20 protein-coding genes and 1 CRISPR repeat array are annotated in these 24,783 nt (G+C 35.7%); of the genes, 10 read left to right on the top strand and 10 right to left on the bottom strand.

Going from position 1 to position 24,783, the window contains the following annotated elements; all coding sequences use genetic code 11:
- Window positions 1–15: 15 nt before the first annotated feature.
- The 5 genes from H3T96_RS01860 to H3T96_RS01840 all read right to left on the bottom strand — a co-directional run bounded on the left by H3T96_RS01860 (window position 16) and on the right by H3T96_RS01840 (window position 5,308).
- Window positions 16–1,302, bottom strand: a complete 1,287-nt coding sequence (locus H3T96_RS01860; protein WP_144091858.1) for an ABC transporter permease — start codon at window positions 1,300–1,302, stop codon at window positions 16–18.
- A 21-nt stretch (window positions 1,303–1,323) separates the two neighbouring features.
- Window positions 1,324–2,574 (bottom strand): Fe-S-containing protein, encoded by a 1,251-nt coding sequence (locus tag H3T96_RS01855; protein WP_186279241.1) that lies wholly within the window; start codon window positions 2,572–2,574, stop codon window positions 1,324–1,326.
- 99 nt (window positions 2,575–2,673) lie between these two features.
- Window positions 2,674–3,237: an iron transporter gene (locus H3T96_RS01850; protein ID WP_039129983.1), complete on the bottom strand. Its 564-nt coding sequence runs from the start codon at window positions 3,235–3,237 to the stop codon at window positions 2,674–2,676.
- Between the two features lie 217 nt (window positions 3,238–3,454).
- Complete coding sequence (locus H3T96_RS01845; protein WP_144091856.1) at window positions 3,455–4,654, bottom strand: FTR1 family protein; 1,200 nt, start codon at window positions 4,652–4,654, stop codon at window positions 3,455–3,457.
- A 15-nt stretch (window positions 4,655–4,669) separates the two neighbouring features.
- Complete coding sequence (locus tag H3T96_RS01840) at window positions 4,670–5,308, bottom strand: nitroreductase family protein (protein WP_144091855.1); 639 nt, start codon at window positions 5,306–5,308, stop codon at window positions 4,670–4,672.
- A gap of 644 nt (window positions 5,309–5,952) precedes the next feature.
- Window positions 5,953–6,530: direct repeats of the CRISPR family, unit length 29 nt; unit sequence ATGTTCCCTGTATACACAGGGATAAACCG.
- Window positions 6,531–6,625: 95 nt separating this feature from the next.
- On the opposite strand from H3T96_RS01840, the gene H3T96_RS01835 reads away from it, so the two are divergent.
- Window positions 6,626–7,171, top strand: coding sequence for a hypothetical protein (locus tag H3T96_RS01835; protein ID WP_144091854.1), 546 nt, complete (start codon window positions 6,626–6,628; stop codon window positions 7,169–7,171).
- Between the two features lie 68 nt (window positions 7,172–7,239).
- On the opposite strand, the gene H3T96_RS01830 is transcribed toward H3T96_RS01835, so the two are convergent.
- Window positions 7,240–7,422 (bottom strand): hypothetical protein, encoded by a 183-nt coding sequence (locus H3T96_RS01830; protein WP_144091853.1) that lies wholly within the window; start codon window positions 7,420–7,422, stop codon window positions 7,240–7,242.
- A gap of 632 nt (window positions 7,423–8,054) precedes the next feature.
- On the opposite strand from H3T96_RS01830, the gene H3T96_RS01825 reads away from it, so the two are divergent.
- From H3T96_RS01825 to H3T96_RS01810, 4 genes are all read left to right on the top strand, one after another.
- Window positions 8,055–8,981 (top strand): TIGR01212 family radical SAM protein, encoded by a 927-nt coding sequence (locus tag H3T96_RS01825; RefSeq protein WP_144091852.1) that lies wholly within the window; start codon window positions 8,055–8,057, stop codon window positions 8,979–8,981.
- Window positions 8,982–10,018: 1,037 nt separating this feature from the next.
- A complete protein-coding gene (locus tag H3T96_RS01820; RefSeq protein WP_144091851.1) occupies window positions 10,019–11,140 on the top strand; it encodes a glycosyltransferase family 4 protein in 1,122 nt (373 codons plus the stop codon).
- Complete coding sequence (rfaP, locus tag H3T96_RS01815; protein WP_144091850.1) at window positions 11,133–11,936, top strand: lipopolysaccharide core heptose(I) kinase RfaP; 804 nt, start codon at window positions 11,133–11,135, stop codon at window positions 11,934–11,936. Before H3T96_RS01820 ends, rfaP begins: the two co-directional genes overlap by 8 nt.
- Before the next feature lie 14 nt (window positions 11,937–11,950).
- On the top strand, window positions 11,951–13,579 hold the full coding sequence (locus H3T96_RS01810) for a DUF2813 domain-containing protein (RefSeq protein WP_144091849.1): 1,629 nt from the start codon (window positions 11,951–11,953) through the stop codon (window positions 13,577–13,579).
- Between the two features lie 166 nt (window positions 13,580–13,745).
- Here the strand turns inward: H3T96_RS01810 and ettA are convergent, their stop codons facing one another.
- Window positions 13,746–15,413: an energy-dependent translational throttle protein EttA gene (gene ettA, locus H3T96_RS01805; RefSeq protein ID WP_065737642.1), complete on the bottom strand. Its 1,668-nt coding sequence runs from the start codon at window positions 15,411–15,413 to the stop codon at window positions 13,746–13,748.
- Window positions 15,414–15,671: 258 nt separating this feature from the next.
- A complete protein-coding gene (nfsB, locus tag H3T96_RS01800; RefSeq protein WP_144091848.1) occupies window positions 15,672–16,316 on the bottom strand; it encodes an oxygen-insensitive NAD(P)H nitroreductase in 645 nt (214 codons plus the stop codon).
- A gap of 606 nt (window positions 16,317–16,922) precedes the next feature.
- On the opposite strand from nfsB, the gene leuA reads away from it, so the two are divergent.
- The 5 genes from leuA to H3T96_RS01775 all read left to right on the top strand — a co-directional run bounded on the left by leuA (window position 16,923) and on the right by H3T96_RS01775 (window position 22,594).
- Window positions 16,923–18,470, top strand: a complete 1,548-nt coding sequence (leuA, locus tag H3T96_RS01795) for a 2-isopropylmalate synthase (RefSeq protein WP_086326366.1) — start codon at window positions 16,923–16,925, stop codon at window positions 18,468–18,470.
- Window positions 18,471–18,532: 62 nt separating this feature from the next.
- Window positions 18,533–19,612 carry a 3-isopropylmalate dehydrogenase gene (gene leuB, locus H3T96_RS01790; RefSeq protein ID WP_065737645.1) on the top strand — a complete coding sequence of 360 codons (1,080 nt, stop codon included), beginning with the start codon at window positions 18,533–18,535 and terminating at the stop codon, window positions 19,610–19,612.
- Between the two features lie 159 nt (window positions 19,613–19,771).
- Window positions 19,772–21,172, top strand: coding sequence for a 3-isopropylmalate dehydratase large subunit (gene leuC / locus H3T96_RS01785; RefSeq protein ID WP_144091847.1), 1,401 nt, complete (start codon window positions 19,772–19,774; stop codon window positions 21,170–21,172).
- Window positions 21,173–21,183: 11 nt separating this feature from the next.
- The gene (gene leuD, locus H3T96_RS01780; protein ID WP_144091846.1) at window positions 21,184–21,786 is read left to right on the top strand and encodes a 3-isopropylmalate dehydratase small subunit; all 603 of its coding nucleotides are present in this window, start codon (window positions 21,184–21,186) and stop codon (window positions 21,784–21,786) included.
- 37 nt (window positions 21,787–21,823) lie between these two features.
- Window positions 21,824–22,594: a class I SAM-dependent methyltransferase gene (locus tag H3T96_RS01775; RefSeq protein WP_144091845.1), complete on the top strand. Its 771-nt coding sequence runs from the start codon at window positions 21,824–21,826 to the stop codon at window positions 22,592–22,594.
- Window positions 22,595–22,642: 48 nt separating this feature from the next.
- Here the strand turns inward: H3T96_RS01775 and H3T96_RS01770 are convergent, their stop codons facing one another.
- Both H3T96_RS01770 and lptB read right to left on the bottom strand, forming a co-directional pair.
- Window positions 22,643–24,058, bottom strand: a complete 1,416-nt coding sequence (locus tag H3T96_RS01770; RefSeq protein ID WP_144091870.1) for an RNA polymerase factor sigma-54 — start codon at window positions 24,056–24,058, stop codon at window positions 22,643–22,645.
- On the bottom strand, window positions 24,058–24,783 hold the full coding sequence (lptB, locus tag H3T96_RS01765; RefSeq protein ID WP_086326368.1) for an LPS export ABC transporter ATP-binding protein: 726 nt from the start codon (window positions 24,781–24,783) through the stop codon (window positions 24,058–24,060). The genes H3T96_RS01770 and lptB overlap by 1 nt, the downstream gene beginning before the upstream one ends.

The raw sequence follows: 24,783 nt of genomic DNA, 5'->3' as shown, positions 1-24,783 counted from the left end.
GATTTACCTTTACCCTTATCGTCCATGCAGTACATCAGTAGGGCGTAAAAACATCATAATACGCAGTGCAGGTAAGCTACCTAAAAATGTAATTAAGGTAACCATTATTAATACTAAAGGAACAATAATCATTTTAGGTTCGACAAACGAACCAAATACGGTATGACCAATAATCTGCGCAAAGCCAAGACCAATAAAGTAACCCAAAACACCGCCCATTAAGGCAATAATTAAGATTTCGGTTAAAATGAGCAAGGCAACAGCACTATTGGTTGCGCCGAGTGCTTTAAGTAAACCAATTTCGGTACTGCGTTCTATCACATTTGCGGTCACTAAATTTGAAATAGCTAATGCGGAACAAATTAAGGATAAAATGGTTAACAATAACATCAATAACTGCGTTTTTTGTAAAATAGAACCTTCTGAATCCGCCACTTGCATAATGGCTTTAACGCGGACATCTGGCATTAACTCTTCTAGTTGATAAGCGATTGAACTAATATAAGCAGTGCAATACCATGTATCCCACTCGGTGCGTGATAAGCTGTTAGGATCTTGCGCGGCCTTACGAGCCAATTCGTTTTCAGGGGTGGTTAATGCACTTACTTCAACACGTTCAACCAGTCCATTTTTATCAGCTAACTGCTGCGCAATTGGGAGGGATACAAATAATTGTGAATCTTCAGCGCCACCACTGTGGAAAATATTGTGCACGGTTAACGTGATTTTTTGCTTCGTTAGAACAGAAGTAACCTCAATACGGTCACCTAATTTTAAATTCCACTGTTTCGCAACTGATTCACCGACCATTACGCCTTGCAGATTATCATCAGTCATCTTATCGCCTTCGATTGTCCACCATGATTTCATGGCTAACATACCTGTATCAACCTCATCGCCAGTCGGAATTTTAAGGTGTTTATTAAACCAAGTTCCGACAATTGTAATGGGTTTATCGTTTAACATGGCTGGGGCATTGAGATAAGGCGCAAAATCGACAATATTATATGCCCAGAAGATCATCTTAATTTTAACAAGATCATCTTGTTTGATGTATTGCACCGCTTGTTGATTATCATTATTATCCAACTGATACATTTCACTTACTAACGCAGTACTTTTCGGCACAATATTTAGATTAGCTCCATACGCTTTTAATTCTTGATTAACTTTATCACCAACATCAAACATGACATTTAACATGGCAGTGGCTAATGAGACACCTAAGGCAACAGTAAGCGCGATTAAAAATAGCTTCTTTTTTTGGCGTACTAAGACGCTTAGTAACATTCGACGAAACATACTCTATTCCTTGGATACTCTTTATTTAAAACGACCTTTTTCGGCTTCAAGATGCGCAGGACGGATCACCATATTGCCGTCAATAATTTCATATTTAAGTGGTACTGGATTACAACCTCCAGCAAAACCAATGGTGGCAATGTTCATTACTACATCACACAAAATACAGACGACTTGATTACCACGTTGGTAATACCCACTTGCGCCGCAAATATCACAAGCATCGAAGCCTACACCATAGGCATTTTCACTTTTTTTAATCACAATAAAACGAACTAAAGTACCATCGATTGCTTGGTAGCCGTAACGATGCAAATTACCATCATTGATATTATCAAGAGGGATAACAATTAGATTGTCTGCGTTGGCTGCAATCGGCTCGGCTGGCGTAAGTTCTACCCCTTTTTCAAAAATATAACGTGCTCGTGTCACTGTATAAGCCGTAATAGCAACGCCAGCCATCAAAAATAGTGAAGTTCTTCTGTCTCGAAGTAATTGCGATTTAAGTTTGCGGATTTGAGCTGGATTGCTACCCACTAGCGAGGTTGTTTTTGATTTGATATAGAGCACTATCGTCAACAGCAGTAGGATTGCCATAAAAATAAATGTGAAAAAATTGACATGACCTAAAATAAAAATCACCAATTCCATCATCCATTTCTGTGAAGCAATGAACCGTCTAACGATTAAAATTTGCATGATATTAATACCATTTTGAATGGTAAAAATAATGATTGAAAGCGTTGTGACTATCGTAACTAACCTATTGGATAACCTGCCACACAGTCGATACGTGAATAAACCAATTAAGACGCAAACTAATAGAGCAAAACCATACCCTACCCACTTGAACAAATATTCATTATTAAAAATAGACTCCATTCCGACAGCAAATTCGAACGGATAGAGCATTAAATTCGGTAAACATTGTGCCGTAATTAAACCACTAGCCAGCACAAATAACATTATAGATAAAACCTTAATCAAGGTTTTATGCCAAGATTTTTGCATCCAAATGCAAACTAATAAAGGTAACGCAATAATGACCCAAGGTATAATGACTCCAAGATCATAAAATTCACGCACTGCAAATCCAGTGTTACGTTTTAAAATGGCATAAATTAAAGCTGCAATAAATCCTAATAGAAAACCAACGGAAATAATTTTTTTATGATGGAAGCTATTTGATTTGGCAATTACTGCACTCAGTAGTGCAATCATGATTACAGGAATAAAAGTATTGTCGGTAATTTTGATAAGATATTGAAGCATAATCTTTGCCTGGTTATTACAATATAGATTGGCGAGCCTAACACTCGCCATAAATCATCCTAATTATAAAAAGCATTATACTGCTTTTTTTGCAAAAAATTACCATGCACGAGGGATATAATCAAAATCCCAAGAAACTTCAATAGGTTTACTCCAGAAACGACCTTCAACACCCGTCTCTTTATCTACATGTAATAAATAACCTTGTTTTTCTGGGTTTTCAATAATAAAGGTTACTTTATATTTACCAGCACCTTCAAGTTTGATGTTATTACCATAATGTGGGCCATCAGAGGCACTCATAGGCATAAAGTTACCTTCGATAGCTTTATTGCTACCCTCTTTTTGGATTTTATATTTTACCGTTAGATAAGGAACAAAACTGCCCACACCATAACCTAATTTATTACCTTCCGCAGCTGAAATATCCGCTTCAATATGCATATCCGATTTTGATGCTGGTAAACCACCAATACCAGCTGGCTCCATATCAACAGGTTGGAAATATACCGCACCAATATGTAATGGACCAACTGTCACTTCGTCACCGATCGGAAACTCTTCAAAACCTTTTTGTTCGCCTGGGGCTGGTGCTGCTGCATGAGCAAATGAAGATAATGCAAGTATTGATGAGACACCGACAGCTATAACTAATTTTTTCATTGAAAACTCCTTTACAATTTAAATAGTGGTTTAACGATCTTATTGATCTCTTTTAAACTACTTTTGATTAACTACCTGTTATTACCTGTTAGTAACAGCACTATTGTTTTTTAGTACATCTTTTATGTTGTCAAAATGTAATTTATTAAAAATAGCCAGTTACTTTTCCACCATTTTTGCCATTCAAACATTAAAGCTTAACAAGGTGGATTTTGATTTATTGCTCTTTTTTATTATTTTTACCTTTTTTGTAGTACATCACAGACAGTACTACAACAAGAACCATAATAACTTGCGGTATCAATGTTTCGACGGTTGGGTAAATGCCTAAAATTTCAACCGAGTGTATAAAATCAACTGGTGTGACCGGAATAATATCCGCTTCTTGTAACTCTTTTACACCGCCACCAGCAAAAGCTATCGCCATTACATACATGAGCATGCTTGTGCAAATAAAGAATGGTTTAAGTGGTAACCTAACTGCACCAAAACGAATGACAAGAAAGATAAATGTTAAAATGATCGTTCCAACCCCCAGACCATACCACACCATATCCATATGTTCTTTGGCATCCGCTAACATAGCTTGATAAAAGATAATGGTTTCAGCCCCTTCTCTAAATACAGCTAAAAATGCAGCAAACCCTAAAGCAAAACTGCTACCTGTTGTGACTGCGGTTTGGACTTTACCTTCCACATAGTTTTTCCAAGCTTCGGCTTCAGCTTTGGAAACCATCCAGTTACTGACAAACAACAGGACAACAGTCGCCAATAACATCGCGCTACCTTCCATAATTTCTTGATTAGCACCACTTAAACCTACAATAGTATGCAAGGCAATAGCTGCAAGAATGCTTGCCAAAATGGCTACCATTGAGCTGAGATATACCACTTTTAACATTGGTTTGTTATTGGTACGCACTAAATAGGCAGAAATAGCGGCAATTACTAATATAGCTTCCAAACCTTCACGGAAAATAATAATGAATGAAGCAAAAAAGACACTTAAACCACTCTCTTTTTTACCATCCAATTCGTTTGCATCTTCATGTAACATTTTTAAAATCACATCAATTTCAGCACGAACGGTTTTATTTGGTGCGCCATTGGTCATTAATCGCTTAATTTTAGCAAATTGATACTCGGTATCCGTTCCGCGCTTTCCAGAAATATAGGACATTACTGCACGTTCAACGCCATGCTTTTCATAAAAACCGAAATAAGCATTATTGACTCGGGCTTTGGCTCGTTCGGCGTCTTTCATGAAATAGATATCATAAGCATCATTTAAGATAACATCCATTTCATCAATAATTTCGTTCCAGCTTTTGTACTGTTTTTCATTAGCATAAGATGAGGGTGCAAAAGCAACCAAGCTAGCAATTAGCAATAAAGCTAACGTAAAAAACTTTTTCATAACGTCCTTTACCTTTTACTTTCCTAACAAAATTATACCTAACGGTATATCGTCTTTTGGCAATTGTAATTCTTGGCTTATTGCTTCTGACTTAATGGAATGGATATAACGAGTACTTAATTTTAAAGCAGCCGCTGCTAAATATACGTTTTGGCTCATAGCACCAACTGCGGTATAACTGAAGTTTGTGACTTCGTCTGGTTTAATATCTGTCAATGCTTTCGCATCTGAGACAAAAATTAATGAATAAGCGGCACGTTTGGTAAAGCTTTGCTGTCCAACATCACCTCGGATATCTTGCTTATTGATTTCACGCAGATAATGGTCATCCCACTCATATAAAAAAGTCCCCTTTTCACTTGCAACGTAAATGCGCACATAAGGAGCTTTACCTTTAACCATTGGAACTGTCCACCCTGTCTTACCACGGTTTAATCCACTAGCAGCCCAAAGTACTGTTGATAATTCATCATCCGTTACTTGCCCAGCAGGGAAACCACCACCTGGCGTTGATGCGCGTTTTTTTAGACTTTCAAACAGACTCATTCCATCTTTCGTTTGCGGTGTCGGTAAGGTAATATCGGCATAACAAAATGATAAAGAAAACAATGATAAAAATAGAACAGCAACGGTCTTGCGTAAACCCCAAGGCATAGCATACCTCTAACCTTTTGGTAATAATGTGGTGATATCTTATTGCTAATGATCACAATTATCAATACCAAATAATAATAATTATCATTTTTAAGCTAAATTAAAATTATTATAATAATCAATAAGGTTATCGTTAACGGTCGATGCGCTAACATCAACTTTATAGCATTAATTATGCCAATAATAAAAATACTCGTTAAATCAAAACAATTTGCTCAAAAAACAAACCAAAAAAGTTGGTAAAAATTTTAATGTACTTACTTTTAATTATAAAACAAAAAGTTATAATTAGAGTATTCCCTGTATATACAGGGATAAACCGCACCACGTAATATGTTCACCGTTTTGACAAACATGTTCCCTGTATGCACAGGGATAAATCGGCGGGCGTTAATATTACATAGCATTTTTTGCTATTCAAAAATCGCAATTCTATATTTTATTGTTAACCATTTTTTAACTGCATGAAAAATATAAATTTATCGGTAGAATCCCGTAGAACCTAATTTTAATTTCCATTAGTTTTAATTAATCAAATAAAAACATAGTGTTATATATTCGGATTTTAATGAAAAATATCCCAAAAAATCGGTAGAAATTTGACAGACAATATTTTAATTATAAAACAATATGTTATAATTGGTATGTTCCCTGTACACACAGGGATAAACCGACGTCATATTCGTATTGTGCTCTATCCGCAATATGTTCCCTGTACACACAGGGATAAACCGCGGCACGAAATAGAATAAATATAGTTTTTGATATGTTCCCTGTATACACAGGGATAAACCGGCTGTTGGCGGCCGTTGGTCAGGGAACATGGTATGTTCCCTGTATACACAGGGATAAACCGTTCTTTACTATTGATGAATATAGTAATTATATATGTTCCCTGTATACACAGGGATAAACCGTTAAAGAGTTCGCGAAATCTGTTTTTAACACAATGTTCCCTGTATACACAGGGATAAACCGTTGTTGCTATGAAAATGTATGTACCTAAAGCGATGTTCCCTGTATACACAGGGATAAACCGTGTAATCTTCATAATAGCCTGAGTGCTCGTATATGTTCCCTGTATACACAGGGATAAACCGGCCACCTCTATTCGGGAGAACGACGACGGAACATGTTCCCTGTATACACAGGGATAAACCGCGCAAAGCATGCTTGAGCAAATGGCTGAGATAATGTTCCCTGTATACACAGGGATAAAATAAAAATATTACAAACCGCCCTAGTGGCGGTTTTTTATTGCCAAAATCCTTTAAATAACATACCATTGCAAAAAAATATAAAGATCAAGGAGATGGTGTGAAAAAATTATTATTATTAACATGTTTAGGTTTTATTTTCTCTGGTTGTAGTGTTCATCATCAATTTAGTGACAGGTTGTCTTATCAATCATTAAAACAAATAAAATCAGAGATACATTTAACTCAAAAACAAAGCTTAGATATTACATGGATTCCTGGTGATTTTACGTCACGAATTGATATACAAGGGGCATCAGGGTTTGTTGGTGCTGGAACTCGTACTAGAATTCCGATCGGCATTGGTCTTTCATCAAGAATTGAAGAAGCAATTAGCACGTATGCAGATTTAAATTCTGACGGTAGAAAGTTAACAATAATAGTCAATGATGCTAAAACAAAATTCACTTATGGAGCAACGAATATTGATAGTGCTAGCGTATATTTAATTGTAACATTTGAATTATCAGGCAATAGGTGGACTAAAGAATTTTCTACTAAGCAGAATGATAGTGGTGTAAAAGATGCAAAAGTTACTTCGGTTATTGAGTATGCGTGGGATCAGATAGCGTTAGATGTGGCTAGAGAAATAGCTACACACTTATAATCAAACCCTCTAACGAGGGTTTTTCTTATTAATTTAACCTATGTTTATTTTTGCACATCGCTCGTAAATTATTTTGAGGAGATTTTACTGTAGAAATAAGCAATGATAAGAAATAAAACAAACCCAGTAGGTGCTTTCATAAATATATCCCATAAAGCATCACCAACGCTTGTCGTACCACCTAGTCCATCCTCAGCAAACGCAAAATTGCTTGATAGTAAAGCTAATGTACCTAGAAATAATTTATTCATTGTTTTCCCCTCCCCTTGTTGGCTTGTTTATTTTCCATAAGTATATTTTTTAAGGTGTCAAGCCTTTCTGATATAAAATTTAAAGCTTTTTCAGTTTTCATTCTAATGAGTTTTCGTTATCCATTTAGCTAAACCTTATGCTGAACCCACCGTTGATCCATACTGTTTCAATTTATTATTATCGTCATTGTAAAGTTTTTTATATTTTTCGGACATAATGAGATCATTGATCTTCATATCCAACTCATCAATTAAACATTATCTAATCTAGTCGGGAAAGGTTTAATTAAGTTCATAGTGTGATTCCTTTTGATTCATAATGACAATATAGTTTGTATTATGAGTCTTGACATGTTCCCTGTACACACAGGGATTTTTCTTTTATGCAAGATTTTGCTAATTTTTGTTAAAAAGTTTCAGGTTATGCCTACGTTTCAGTATAAAAATATAAAAAATTAATCTAGTTAACTGATCAATTATTTGATGGATAGCAATACGTTATCAAGAGACATAATAACTAATGTATTAAAACCATACTTCAGCAAAGTGAACAGTTAAAGTAACGTTTTGTTAGTTCTTGATGTTCATTGGTTATCTTCGTACAATAAAAAAAATTTTTATTTTGGTTTGTTATGCAATTACATTTAGTGGTTAATACGTTTGGATCCGATTTGCAGCGTCGTTATGGAGAAAAGATCTATAAATTAACGTTACATGGTGGATTTAGTTGTCCAAATCGTGATGGTACTCTTGGTGTTGGCGGTTGCACTTTTTGTAATGTTGCGTCAATTATCGATGAATCTATCCAAGTCAAATCTATTTCTGACCAGCTTGCAACCCAAGCGCATCAAATGAAAAAATCAAAGCGTTATCTTGCCTATTTTCAAGCTTATACCAGCACTTATGCCGAAGTTGAAATTCTTAAAAAGATGTATCAAGAAGCGCTCAACAGTGCCGATATTGTCGGGCTTTGTGTTGGTACTCGCCCAGATTGTGTACCTAAAGAAGCATTAGATTTACTTGCTCATTATCAAGATCAAGGTTACGAAGTTTGGTTAGAACTTGGTTTGCAAACTGCTAATGATAAAACATTACATCATATTAATCGTGGGCATACATTTGACGATTATCACCAAACGGTACAAAAAGCCCGTAAACTTGGTATAAAAGTATGTACTCATTTAATTATTGGTTTACCAAATGAGAACAAGCGAGATAGTTTAATTACGCTTGATCGCGTGTTAACCAGTGGTGTTGATGGGCTAAAACTGCATCCTTTGCATATTGTTGAAGGCAGTATTATGGCAAAAGCATGGCGAGCGGGTCGCTTAACGGTATTGTCATTAGAGGAGTATGTGGATATTGCTGGTGATATTATTCGACAAACTCCCGCTAATATTTTATATCATCGAATTTCAGCCAATGCCAGAAAACCAACTTTACTCGCCCCTGATTGGTGCGAAAATCATTGGCAATCCATGAATGCTGTCGATAACAACTTACGCCAATTTGGTGTTCAAGGTAGTGCGATTGGTGATACTTACCAATTTAAACGATAAAGAAATAACATTGATATAGTTAAATAAGCGCTAATTAATTTATTAATGAATATTTTGACATTAATTAGCAACCAAATGTCGATGTAAACTATTAAGATACAATGAATTGATGTACATATGGGTTTACTTCGCGTAAGCTGTCAAAAAATTTGAAGTTAATATTGATGCAATTGCTGAATTATAAAATCAAGTTTATACACACCAGTTTATGAAAGTAATAAAAACAGATAATAAAGTTAGTGAATTTGAGGTGTTTGGTTTATTTAAAAAGCAAAATAAAAAGGTTATCTCCTGCCCACAATTAACACGTCAATTACATGATAACAAAAAATAAAATACTTACCTTTTGTTTAATCCTACTTATTAGTTCATGGTATGAGCATAAAAAAATGCTGATATTGGACATTTCTATTTCAGAAAAAAATCAAACATCAAAAAATATAATTTCCTAAAGTAAAAAATAATCCACTATCAGCAAGACCGACTTATAAAACAAGTCCAACTGTAAAATTTAATTTATTACTATTAGGAATTGTTTTATTGAAAACTACTTTAATATTTTTATCAAAAAATTGATTCAAATCTGTTTTATTAATATATTGAATTAAGCGATGATTTAATTCGTGATTCATTTTATTCAACGTTTAGTTCAAAAACCGTGCAGATGCGATGGTTATTCCCTAATCATTGTATAATTAAATTTTATCCAAGTGAGTAATAAGGATTGCTTAAATTTATAAACAACATTTACTACCGAATCCATTTCAACATATTAATAATTTTTAATTTATTGTGATAAACATTCATATTTCACTAATAAGTTGAACATAGTATCACATTCATTTTTTAAGTAAATTTAATTATCTATATCGATTATCGATTAAATATAAAACCATAAAGTGATAACTTAAGGCATTTTTAGATTTTTACATACTATTTATACGAATTTAGTGAAAAATATTTATTGAATCAGCGTATTTTTGTACCTTTATTAACAACAAGTATATAATGACGTTTTATCATTTGAGATAATCTGCATGCAACTGGCTTTTTGTATTTATAAATTTTTCCCTTTTGGTGGTTTGCAACGTGATTTTTTGCAAGTTGCTACTGCTTGCCAAGCTCGTGGGCATCAAATTCGTGTTTATGTATTAGACTGGCAGGGAGATAAACCGGCGGGATTTGATATTATTATTGTTCCTAAAAAAGGGTTAACTAACCATAGTCGTAATCAAGCTTATTACCATTGGGTACAAGCGCATTTACAAGCCAATCCAGCTGATTGTGTTGTAGGATTTAACAAAATGCCGGGATTAGATGTCTATTTTGCAGGTGATACTTGTTTTGCTGAAAAAGCAGCACACAAGGGCTTTTTTTATAAACACTCTAAACGTTGCAAACACTATTTAGCCTTTGAACAAGCCGTTTTTGACAAAAGTTCAAAGACTAAAATCATGGTGTTGACTAAACAACAAACTCAAGATTTTAAAAATTATTATTATACTCAAGATGAACGATTCTTTTTATTACCACCGGGAATTGCGTTAGATCGTAAATACAGTGTTTGCTCCCCAATAAAGCGTGAACAATTTCGTCAAAAAAATCAAATTAATCAAGATGATTTTGTGATAGTTCAAATTGGCTCAGATTTTAAACGTAAAGGGGTGGATCGGTCATTGAAAGCCATTGCTGCTTTACCTAATGAATCAAAACAAAAAGTCATCTATTTGGTTGTTGGGCAAGATAAACCTGAACCCTATCAAAAAATGGCTGAAGAATTAAATATTACAAAACAAGTGCGATTTTTTTCGGGTCGTGATGATATTCCTGATTTTTTATTTTCAGCCGATCTATTACTTCATCCAGCCAGACAAGAAGCCGCTGGTATGGTACTGATTGAAGCATTAGCGGCGGGTGTACCTGTTATTGTTTCAGGTATTTCTGGATATGCTTATCATATTAACCAAGCGAATGCGGGCATTGTGTTAAGTGAACCTTATCATCAAAGTGCTTTAGATCAAGCATTGGCAAAATTAATTAACGATAAAGAGCAATGGCTAAGTTGGCATAAAAATGCCATTGCCTATGGTAATAGTGAAGATTTATATCATTTAGCGCAGCGTGCAGCAGACATTATTTTAGGATGTCATCATGAATGAAATTATACTTAAATCACCTTTTGAGCAGTTATGGCAACAAAAAGATCCGTTTACTGAAGTTGAATTAATTTCAGGTAAAGTCTATCGCGCAGTCAAACAGCGTAAAACGTTAAACTTTCAATTAGAAGATGAATCATATTTTATTAAAATCCACCGCGGCACCACCGTTAAAGAGATTGTAAAGAATCTAATTTCACTACGTTTACCTGTTTTAGATGCCAAACAAGAGTGGGATGCGATTCATCGTTTAGAGCAAGCTGGCGTAAATACTATGGATGGGCGCGCATTTGGACGAAAGGGATTAAATCCACTGACACGTCACTCGTTTATTATTACCAAAGATCTTAACCCTACCATAAGTTTAGAAGATTTTACTAAGCCATGGCCAAACCAACCTCCTAGTTATCATTTAAAGCGTTCATTGATTATTTATTTAGCCAATATGACCGCTAAAATGCATGCAGCTGGAGTAAATCATCGTGACTGCTATTTGTGTCATTTTTTGCTTGATATACCGCTATTTGAAAATCATCAGCAAATTAAATTATCAGTAATCGATTTACACCGAGCCCAAATTCGCGATAAAGTACCTACTCGTTGGCGTGATAAAGATCTGATTGGACTTTATTTTTCATCAACTAAAATTGGCTTAACAAATCGGGATATTTGGCGATTTTTGAAAGTTTATTTTAATAAACCCATTAAAACAATTTTACGTGATGAGCATAAATTAATCACCAGCGCACAACAAAAAGCAGAACGAATTAGTAAACGGACACAGAAGTATCAACTTTAACATAAGGAAATACTATGTTTATTGAGCAAATTGATATTACAGGATTTCGGGGTATTAGCCAATTATCTTTGAAATTTAACGCAAGTTCCAGCGTACTAATTGGCGAGAACCGTTGGGGACGCTCAAGTTTAATTAGTGCGTTGACATTGTTATCCCTCAACAATAAGTTTTATCAATTTGTTGATACTGACTTTTATCATGACCAAAATCATGTTTATGGAGATCACATTAGCATCAAAATTACTTATTGTGAATCGTCCTTAAACGAGCTAGATAAGCAAGCTTATCACTCACTCATTCCGGTTAGCTTTAATTCAGAACAAGATAAGTTGCGCCGCATTACTTACCATATTAGCGCCGATAAACAAGGTGATAATATTATTAGTGAGCATGTGTTGGTTGATGCAAACGGTGAGCCCTTTAATATTGAAAATCATAAATTGTTGATTGCACATTTAATTGAACTCAATCCAATAATGGCGTTAAAAAATACAATTAACAGTGATGATTTACCCATTACCAATCAACCCTTGTCACAATATTTTGTTGAGCAACTGTCAAATCAGTTAAAGACACATTCTTCACAATTAAGCCAAAATGAATTACAACGCGGTTTGCAAGCTGCTCGTGCACTTTTAGAATATTACTTTGTGGATCAGCAGCATCGCTATCATTATAAACAAGTGGCAAAAAAAACCAGCCCACGCAGTGAAGATTGGGATTCACTTGAACGCATTAATAATATTTTGGATGATTTAGATGATGATTACTTACGTGCCACCTTGTTAGGAGTATTTGGGTCGCTTATTAATGCTAAAGGTAATACTGCACTTTCACAAAGTTCAGTACCCATTTTAATTTTAGAAGAGCCTGAAAGCCAAATCCACCCTATCATCTTATCGGTTGGATTTCGGTTACTCAAACATCTACCAACGCAAAAAATTATCACCTCTAATTCAAGTGATTTAGTATCACTCTTTCCATTAGATACCATTTATCGCTTGATTCGTCTACCGGATAAAATCATTGCAAAATACATTACGTCGCGTTCTTTTGGAACTGATGATAGTCGTCGAATTTTGTTTCATATTTTCTATCGACGTGCCAGCGCCATATTTGCCCGTTGTTGGTTATTAGTGGAAGGCGAAACCGAAGTTTGGTTACTGCGAGAACTCGCTGAACAGAGTGGTTATCATTTAAGTTCGGAAGGAGTACAGTTAATTGAATTTGCTCAATGCGGTTTAAAACCGTTGATAAAATACGCTAATCGAATGGGCATTCATTGGTATGTAATAACTGATGGAGATATGGCAGGTAAAAAATACGCTGATACAGTAAAATCACTATGTCCTGAAGGCAAAAATCCAAGTGATTATTTAACCATATTGCCTGCGCGCGATATTGAAAACTTCTTGTTTAAACATGGTTTTAGTGATGTTTATAAATTGGCAGCGTATAATACTGTGCAACATATTGATATGCCCGTACCTAAAATTATTCAAAAAGCGATTCATCGCAGTTCTAAACCCGATTTAGCTATTGCTGTTTGTGATGCTGCAAAATCCCGTGGCGTAAGTGCTATACCACATTTGTTAACTGATACATTTGCTAAAATTGTTAAAGCATCCAAAAATTTTGCTTAAACACTTGTTGCATCCGTATTGTTAAAAAGATTTGTTAATTAATGGGATGGATAGAATGATTATTTTAAATGTCAGTTGTAGATATAGCGATTGTGTCTAGTTATTTCTTGTTTATTAGTATTCCGCCGAATCATTATCGGCGGATAAGCTTAATTAACAATATCAACTATTTCGTAATACGTTTGTATTTAGCACGTTTTGGTTCGACAGCTTCTGCACCTAAAGTACGTTTTTTCCACTCTTCATATTCAGTAAAGTTACCTTCAAAGAACTCAACATGCCCTTCATCTTGGTAATCCAAAATATGCGTTGCAATACGGTCAAGGAACCAACGGTCATGCGAAATCACTAAGGCACAGCCCGGAAACTCTAATAACGCATTTTCAAGCGCACGTAATGTTTCAACATCTAGGTCATTGGTCGGTTCATCGAGCAATAACACATTACCACCAACTTGTAATAATTTGGCTAAATGTACTCGTCCACGTTCACCACCGGAAAGTTCTCCAACACGTTTTTGCTGATCAACGCCTTTAAAATTAAAGCGACCAACATAAGCACGGCTTGGAATTTCGAAATTACCGATACGCATAATATCTTGTCCGTTGGATATTTCATCCCAAACGGTTTTTTTATCATCCATACTATCGCGGAACTGATCAACCGACGCTAATTGTACTGTATCACCTAAGGTAATAGTACCTGAATCTGGCTGCTCTTTACCTGACAACATTCTAAATAGCGTTGATTTACCGGCACCATTTGGACCAATGATCCCCACAATTGCCCCTTTTGGAATAGTGAATGAAAGATTATCAATCAGTACGCGATCACCATAAGATTTACTTAAATTGCTTACTTCGATAACTTTGTCACCTAAACGTTGCCCAGGTGGAATAAAAAGTTCGTTTGTTTCGTTACGTTTTTGGTAATCGTTGCTGTTTAACTCTTCAAATCTAGCTAAACGGGCTTTACTCTTCGCTTGTCGACCTTTTGGATTTTGTCTTACCCATTCAAGTTCTTTTTCAATCGATTTACGACGTGCTGATTCGGTTGCCGCTTCTTGCGCTAAGCGCTGATCTTTTTGTTCAAGCCAAGATGAATAGTTACCTTCCCAAGGAATACCCTCACCACGGTCAAGCTCTAAAATCCATCCCGCAACATTATCTAAGAAGTAACGGTCATGAGTTACAGCAACAACGGTTCCTTCATAATCATGTAGAAAACGTTCAAGCCAAGCTACAGATTCAGCATCCAGATGGTTAGTTGGTTCATCAATTAATAACATGTCTGGTTTTTCAAGCAATAACTGACAGATAGCGACACGACGACGCTCACCACCTGATAAATTTTCAATTTTTGCATCCCAATCAGGTAAACGTAAAGCATCGGCTGCACGCTCTAATTGGTTATCTAAATTGTGGGCATCTTGCGATTGAATAATTGCTTCAAGCTCTGCTTGTTCTTTGGCTAATTTATCAAAATCGGCATCAGGATCAGCATAAGCAGCATAAACTTCATCTAGTCGAGCGAGTGCTTTTTTGGCATCACCAACAGCCTGTTCAATCGCCTCACGTACAGTTTGCTTAGGATCGAGTTTAGGTTCTTGAGGTAAATAACCGATTTTAATATCGGGTTGTGGGCGAGCTTCGCCTTCAATCTCAGTATCCACACCCGCCATAATGCGTAATAATGTAGATTTACCTGCACCATTTAAACCGAGTACCCCAATTTTGGCCCCCGGAAAAAAACTTAAAGAGATATCTTTTAAAATATAGCGTTTAGGGGGAACAATCTTCCCTACGCGATTCATGGTATAGACATATTGTGCCATAAAACATCATCCGTTTAATTAATTAAAACTAGCAACCTATTGTATTGCTAAATGATTGATGGCGTATATTGTAATGATTCTATCTGTATGGTCTAGGGTTATTTTTTTATAATGATAAATTTATATCAGAACAACAACAAATGACTGAAGATATCTTCTTAAAATCTGACAATTATTTTCAATAAATAGTACCGTTTTTTTAAATTATCCCACCCGTTGTTGGGCGGGATAATCATAAATATTACGCTATTTTATTATTTATAAAAAAGTAAAAATCTGTTCTTTTGGTAGACGTGATTTAGGACGATGCGCATTACCATCATTTTCAGATCGATAACCTAGAGTCGCAATCACTAAACTTTTTAATCCTTTTGCTTTTAAATCTAAAATCTCATCCATTTTTTCAGAATCAAATCCTTCAACGGCTGTTGAATCAATACCAATAGCAGCTGCTGCAAAAAGCAATTGCCCTAAAGCAAGATAAGTTTGTTTACCCTCCCAACATTGCAGAGATTGAGGTGTTGAGCTATTTAAATTAACAAAATAACGTCTACCTTGGTCCTGAGCATCTTTTAATTCTGCGGTTGGTATACGTCCATCTTTTTCTTCTTGTTTTAATAAATTAACTAAGTGCGCTTCATCAAATGGCGATTTAATACAAAAAACAATAGTGTGCGATGAGTCTGTAACTCGAGGTTGATTAAACTCAGCAATTGCCGGTAAAATTTTATTTTTAACGGGATCATTATCAATCACAAAAAAATGCCATGGCTGAGAATTGACTGATGATGGACTGTTTCGTAAAACCGTTAATAATTGTTCAATTTTCTCTTTAGGGATTTTTTTAGTCTTATCATAATGTTTAGTTGTGTAACGGTTTTGGGAAATCTCGACAATATTCATATCATAACTCCATCTTAATGATTGTTAATGAAAGGTAACTTAAAGATTTTTAAAATTAGATTAATTAGATACGCTTGTCAAATTTATGAATTGGATAACAATTAAACTAACTCAAATAATGAGTATATTTTTAATAAACATTGATTAATATTGTGAACACATTTTGTTCAATTATAGTGTAATTGTTGCTTAAATGATATCTCTGTATAGGATTACATAAAAAATCCATTAAATAGGTAAACTAGCATGGCTAATAATAATGAACAACTGTTATTAACGCATACAAAATTTTTACCCAATAATTAGTACGTTAAAAGTAATACTCTATAAATATTAATCTTGACATTTAAACTATTATTTGATAAAACTAGTGATAGTATTTTGACCAATTTAAATTAACCAGTTAGAGAGTTTTAATGATTAGAACAAATTACCTTTTACTCACTCTCCTCCTCGCATCTTATTGCGCGGATACCTTGTGTGTGGAGTAAAGATAATTTATTAAATAACTCGACTAATTAACAAGAACCCGCGCTAAAGTGCGGGTTTTTTGTTTTCTTAACTTGAAATATCGCAATAGCGCTAGAATATACAAAGGATAAAACAATGAGCGATCAAGTCATTATTTTTGATACAACATTACGCGATGGCGAACAAGCATTACAGGCCAGTTTAAGTGTTAAAGAAAAATTACAAATAGCGCTTGCATTAGAAAGAATGCATGTTGATATTATGGAAGTTGGTTTTCCTATTTCATCTCCTGGTGATTTTGAATCGGTGCAAACTATCGCAAAAACAATAAAAGATAGTCGTGTTTGTGCACTATCTCGTTGTATTGACAAAGATATTGACGTTGCAGCAGAAGCCTTAAAAGTTGCTGATCAATTTCGAATTCATACTTTTATGGCTACTTCAACCTTACATGTGCAAGACAAATTAAAAATGACATTTGAAGATGTCATTGATAGGGCTGTGCACTGTATTAAACGTGCACGTAATTATACTAATGATGTGGAGTTTTCTTGTGAAGATGCAGGCCGTACCCCAATTGATAACTTATGTCGGATTGTTGAAGCAGCAATTCAAGCAGGGGCAACAACGATCAATATTCCGGATACTGTCGGTTATACTGTCCCTTATCAATTTGGTGGCATTATTCGTACCTTATTTGAACGTGTCCCGAACATTGATAAAGCGATTATCTCTGTTCATTGTCATGATGACTTGGGCATGTCGGTGGCTAACTCGATTAGCGCGATTCAAGAAGGCGCTAGGCAGATTGAAGGCGCGATGAATGGTTTAGGTGAACGAGCGGGCAATACAGCCTTAGAAGAAGTGATTATGGCGATTAAAGTTCGTCAAAATATTTTAAACGTTCACACTAATATCAATCATCAAGAAATATATCGTACCAGCCAAATCGTAAGCCAAATTACTAATACACCAATACCGTCTAATAAGGCGGTTATTGGTAGTAATGCCTTTGCGCACTCATCAGGAATTCATCAAGATGGGGTATTAAAAAACCGCGAAACTTATGAAATCATGACACCTGAATCAATTGGATTAAACCAAATTCAATTGAATCTAACTTCACGCTCAGGAAGAGCTGCTGTGAAACACCGTTTAGAAGAACTTGGTTATCATGATAAAGACTATAACTTAAATCAAGTCTATGCAGCATTTCTAGAACTTGCCGATAAAAAAGGGCAAGTCTTTGACTACGACCTTGAAGCACTTATCTTTATTAATCAACTAAAAGATGACAAAGAGCATTATGTTTTGGATTATTTTAATGTCCAATCCGGCTCAACAGTTGTCTCAACAGCTTCGGTTAGCTTAATCGTTGGGGATAAAAAATTTTCCGATGCAGCGACGGGTAATGGTCCTGTTGATGCGGTATATCAAGCAATAAATCGAATCACTAATGAGCCTATAGCAATTGTTAAATATCAACTCGCTTCCAAAGGGCAAGGCGAAAATGCTTTAGGTCAAGTTGATATTGTTGCAGAATATAAAGGGCGCAATTTCCATGGTGTAGGATTAGCTACCGATATTGTTCACGCATCGGCATTAGCATTAATTAATGTTTTAAATAATGTTTATCGAGCAAATCAGGTAGCACAAGAAAAACAAAAATTACATCTTGTTTAATATTATCTTGTGATTTAAGAAGCAAAGTTAATCAATTCATTAAATTGTTAAGGAATAAGAAAATGACACAAAGTTACCATATTGCAGTACTACCCGGCGACGGTATTGGTCCAGAAGTAATGAAACAAGCCTATAAAGTACTTGAAGTCATCCGCAAAAAATATAATTTAGCTATAACAACCAGTGAATATGATGTTGGTGGCGCTGCAATTGATATTCATGGTTGCCCATTACCCAAAGATACGTTAGAAGGCTGTGAAAAAGCCGATGCAATTTTATTCGGTTCTGTAGGTGGGCCTAAATGGACTAATCTACCGCCAGATCAACAACCAGAACGTGGTGCTTTATTGCCATTACGTAAACACTTTAAATTATTTGCTAATATGCGCCCTGCCCGTTTATACCAAGGTTTAGAGGATCTTTGTCCATTACGAGCGGATATTGCAGAACGCGGATTTGATATTTTATGTATGCGTGAATTAACAGGTGGTATCTATTTTGGTTTACCTAAAGGCCGTGAAGGCAGTGGTGCTCAAGAAAAAGCTTATGATACCGAAGTATATCACCGCTTTGAAATTGAGCGTATTGCTAAAATGGGCTTTGAAGCTGCGCGTTTACGTCGTAAAAAAGTGACTTCTGTTGATAAAGCCAATGTACTACAAACCTCAATTTTATGGCGTGAAGTTGTGACAGAAGTTGCAAAAAATTATCCTGATGTTGCTCTTGAACACATGTATATTGACAACGCCACCATGCAATTAGTAAAAGATCCTTCACAATTTGATGTAATTTTGTGTTCTAATTTATTTGGTGATATTTTATCGGATGAATGCGCAATGATTACTGGTTCTATGGGAATGTTACCATCTGCAAGTCTTAATGAGCAAGGTTTTGGATTATACGAACCTGCTGGCGGTAGTGCACCAGATATTGCTGGTAAAAATATAGCTAATCCTGCTGCACAAATTTTGTCATTAGCGTTGTTAGTTCGTTACAGTTTAAAACGCGATGATATTGCTACAGCGATTGAAACGGCCGTTAATCAAGCATTAGAAAAAGGCTATCGTACAATTGATCTTGCCCAAAAACAGCAATCGATTTCAACCGATGAAATGGGTGATATTATTTGTAAACTTATTTAATAGTTTTTGATCAATCCGATTAAGGGATATTCGAGTATCGGTGGCTTGTCACTCTTTAATATCCCTTTTCAGGTTTTGATGATTATTTAACTGTTAGAGAATGATATATGTTAGTTAATTTTTTAGTACCCGTTATAAGAAATAACAAGGAAAACAGCAATGTCAAAAACACTGTATCAAAAATTGTATGATGCACATGTCGTTTACGAAGCGCCTAATGAGACGCCTATCTTATATATCGATCGTCATTTAGTTCATGAAGTTACCTCCCCGCAAGCATTTGATGGTTTACGAGCCATGAATCGTAAAGTACGTCAACCTAATAAAACTTTTGCGACGATGGATCATAATACTTCAACTAAAAGTAATGATCTTAGTGCTTGTAGTGAAATGGCTCGAATTCAATTAACCGAACTGGATAAAAATGCCAAAGAATTTGGGGTTTCATTATATGGTTTACAAAGCCCATTACGCGGTATTGTTCATGTGGTAGGACCAGAACAAGGAATGACTTTACCAGGAATGACCATTGTATGCGGTGACTCCCATACAGCTACACACGGGGCTTTTGGTGCATTGGCATTTGGTATTGGTACTTCGGAAGTTGAACATGTATTAGCAACCCAAACGCTAAAACAGGGTCGTGCCAAAACCATGAAAATTGAAGTTAAAGGGCATGTTGCCGATGGTATTACCGCAAAAGATATTATTTTAGCAATTATTGGTAAAACAACGAGTGCTGGTGGTACTGGACATGTGGTTGAGTTTTGTGGTGAAGCAATAAAAGCCTTATCTATGGAAGGCCGTATGACATTATGTAATATGGCAATTGAAATGGGCGCGAAAGCGGGCATTATCGCACCCGATGAAGTTACCTTTGAATATTTGAAAGATCGTCAATTTTCGCCAAAAGGTGAAGACTTTGACAAAGCAGTCGCTTATTGGAAAACATTAAAAACAGATGAAGGTGCCCATTTTGATACCATTGTAACGTTAGAAGGTAAAGATATTGCGCCACAAGTAACATGGGGTACTAATCCTGGTCAGGTAACTTCGATTGATGCTCAAGTGCCAAACCCTAATGATTTTACTGATCCTATCGAGAAACATTCAGCAGAACGTGCTTTAGCTTACATGGGATTAACAGCTGGAACTAAAATGTCGGACATAAAAATTAATAAAGTCTTCATCGGTTCATGTACTAATTCACGTATTGAAGATTTACGTGCTGCGGCTCAAATTGCTAAAGGTCGTAAAGTTGCCGATGGAGTGCAAGCATTGGTCGTTCCTGGATCAGGGCCTGTTCGAGAGCAAGCTGAAGCTGAAGGGTTAGATAAAATTTTTATTGAAGCTGGTTTTGAATGGCGTTTACCGGGCTGTTCAATGTGTTTAGCGATGAATGATGATAAGTTAGCACCGGGCGACCGCTGTGCATCAACCAGTAATCGTAATTTTGAAGGACGTCAAGGTCGTGATGCCCGTACGCATTTAGTCAGTCCTGCTATGGCAGCAGCGGCAGCTATTACTGGTCATTTTACTGATATTCGCAAAGCATTTTAAGGAGGCTCGTCATGGCTAAATTTACAAAACATACCGGACTAGTCGTACCTTTAGATGCGGCTAACGTTGATACTGATGCAATTATCCCTAAACAGTTTTTACAAAAAGTAACCCGTACTGGCTTTGGTAAACATGCATTTCATGAATGGCGCTTTTTAGATGATGCCGGTCAGCAACCAAATCCCGATTTCGTACTGAACAAACCACGTTATAAAGGCGCGAGTATTTTATTGGCACGCGAAAATTTTGGTTGTGGTTCATCACGTGAACATGCGCCATGGGCACTTGCGGATTATGGTTTTAAAACCATCATTGGTTCAAGTTTTGCTGATATTTTTTACAATAACTCGTTTAATAATCAGTTACTATTAGTTAATTTATCAGAAGAAGATGTTGATGAATTATTTAAAATTGTTGAAGCTAACGACGGGATCGAATTTACTATCGATCTGGTTAACGAAGTCGTGATTGCTGGCGATAAACAATATTCATTTAAAATTGATGCATTTAAACGTCACTGTTTATTAAATGGTTTGGATAATATTGGATTAACCTTACAGCATGAAGATGCGATTAGCGCATTTGAAAACAAAATTCCAACCTTTTTAGCTTAATTATTTAAGGCGCCCTTTTGGCGCCAAATTATGGGAAATCGCTATGGCAACACATCACGATCATGTAAAACAGCAATTTGGTGAACAAGCTAATGCCTATTTGACCAGTAAAGTTCACGCCCAAGGTCCCGATCTACAATATTTATCTAACTTGCTTGCTAACTATCCTGAAGCTCAATTACTTGATATGGGTTGCGGTGCAGGTCATGTTAGTTTTATTGCCGCACAGCATGTAAAACATGTTATCGCTTATGATCTATCCGATGAAATGTTATCTGTCGTTTCTCAAACAGCTAAGGAACGAGGTTTAAATAATCTAACCACAGTACAAGGTCATGCCGAACAGCAACCTTTTGCTGATAGTCATTTTGATATTGTCGCAAGTCGCTATTCCGCACATCATTGGCACGATGTGGGTAAAAGTTTACGTGAACTACATAGGATCACTAAACCAAATGGCAAATTGATAATTATGGATGTGGTATCCCCCGGACATCCAGTATTAGATATCTGGTTACAAACCATTGAAGCGTTGCGTGATACATCACATGTTCGTGACTATACGCCAGGTGAATGGTTAACATTTTTGACCGAAGCTGGTTTTACTATCGATAATATTGCTCGTCATCGTTTAACACTCTCTTTTGATACATGGGTTAAACGCATGCGTACACCAACGCAATTAGTGGAAGCAATTAGAGCTTATCAAGAAACAGCTGCTAGTGATACAAAAAACTATTTTGAACTGCAACCTGACGGCTCATTTACTACAGATATGATGATTATTGAAACCAGCAGAATTGTTTGATTTCTCAATTCAAATGGTTAGATAACAGCTTTGTAATTAGTCTGTCGCTCAAAGCTGTTTTCGCTGACTCGATGGTGGAATTGACAAACTTTCGCGATATTTGGCCACGGTTCTTCGAGCAATAATAATCCCTTGTTTTTCTAACATTGAAACTAATTTACTGTCGCTCAATGGTTTTTTACTGTCTTCTGTGGATATATATTTTTTAATTAAAGCACGAATAGCAGTAGACGATGCTTCGCCCCCAGATTCAGTATTAACATGGCTTGAAAAAAAGAATTTTAGTTCAAATATTCCTGTTGGACACTGTAAATATTTTTGAGTGGTCACACGAGAAATCGTGGATTCATGCATATCAATCGCTGTAGCCACATCCGACAAAATCATCGGTTTCATATATTCTGCACCATGCTCAAAAAATTCTTGTTGGTGTTCAACGATAAATTGGCTAACTTTCAACAAGGTTTCGTTACGATTTTCAATACTTTTAATAAACCAATTGGCATCTTGCAAATGTGATTTTATATATTGACTATCGCTTTGACTGGCAATTTTTTCCATTGCTGCATATTGCTGATTAATGCGTAAAGTCGGCATGGTGTCATTATTTAAATCAACAACCCATCGCCTATCCATTTTTCTGACTAATACATCTGGAATCACATAATCTGGGGAAGTGGTATTAACCGAATCACCCGGATAAGGCTGTAAATGCTGAATAAAATCGATAGATTCTTTAAGTTGTTCATCTGTTGCATTCAACATTTTTTTTAATGTTCGATAATCGCGAACCGCTAATAAATCAAGATAATTATCAATAATCTGTTTAACAAATGTTGGTGGTGTCAAATATTGGATTTGGATAGATAAACACTCTTGCAGCGTTCTGGCACCAACACCGATTGGGTCAAAATGCCAAATTCGTTTTAAAACAGTTTCAACTTCTTCAAGTTCAATCTCATCATTACCTTGTTCTTCCAAGATTTCATCTAATGAAACAGTCAAATAACCTCTGTCATTAATCGCATCAATAATTGACACAGCAATGGCACGATCAATGTCGCTAAAAGGGGTTAAATCAAGTTGCCATTTTAAATAGTCATATAATGTTTCATGGGTTTCACCTTGGTAAACCGGTAACTCATCATTACGATAATCAGAATGAGTTCCAGAAGGCGTACCTGCCGTATAAATATCATCTAATGATGCATCAAGTGGGATGTCGTCTGGAATTTCTCGGCTATCTAAGGCTTCACGAGTGTCAACATTTTCATTTAACTCAATTTTCTCAATATTTACTTCATCATATTGATCTGCAATCTCAAGTAATGGATTATTTTCAAGTGCCGTTTGAATTTCTTGCTGTAGTTCTAACGTTGACAACTGCAACAATCGTATGGCTAGTTGAAGTTGAGGTGTCATTGACAACTGTTGAGAAATTTTCAGTTGTAAACTGGGTCTTATCATAATCTAAATTCATTTCCTAAGTAAACGCGTTTAACATATTCGTTACTTAAGATATCACTTGGTGAACCTTCAGCAATTAAATGTCCTTTATTTACAATATAAGCACGTTCACAAACATCTAACGTTTCGCGCACATTATGGTCCGTGATTAATACACCAAGTCCTCTATCACGTAAATGCTTAATGATATTTTTAATATCAATAACCGATATAGGATCAACCCCAGCGAAAGGTTCATCAAGTAAAATGAATTTAGGATTAGCCGCTAACGCTCTGGCAATTTCAACTCTACGTCTTTCACCACCTGATAAAGATTGTCCGATACTGTCACGTATATGGGTGATATGAAATTCTTCAAGAAGTTCTTCTGCTCGGTCAATTTTTTCCCTTTTATCAATATCATTGCGTGTTTCTAAAATAGCCATAATATTGTCAATAACCGAGAGTTTTCTGAAAATTGACGCTTCTTGCGGTAAATATCCAATACCCTTTTGGGCTCGTTCATGTAGAGGCAATATACTTATATCATGATCATCAAGAAATATTTTACCCGCATTTAAAGTTACTATACCAACAACCATATAAAAAGTGGTGGTTTTACCAGCACCATTAGGTCCTAATAAACCAACAATTTCACCTGAGTTTACAGTTAAACTGACATCTTCAACCACACGACGTTTCTTGTAAATTTTGGCTAAATTTTCCGCTTTTAAAATTGACAT

Origin of the sequence: Gilliamella sp. W8136, from assembly GCF_016101285.1 — a bacterium.
GTDB lineage: Bacteria > Pseudomonadota > Gammaproteobacteria > Enterobacterales > Orbaceae > Gilliamella > Gilliamella apicola_N.
Note: the sequence above shows the minus strand (reverse complement) of the source record. Positions and strands in the feature narration are given on the sequence as shown.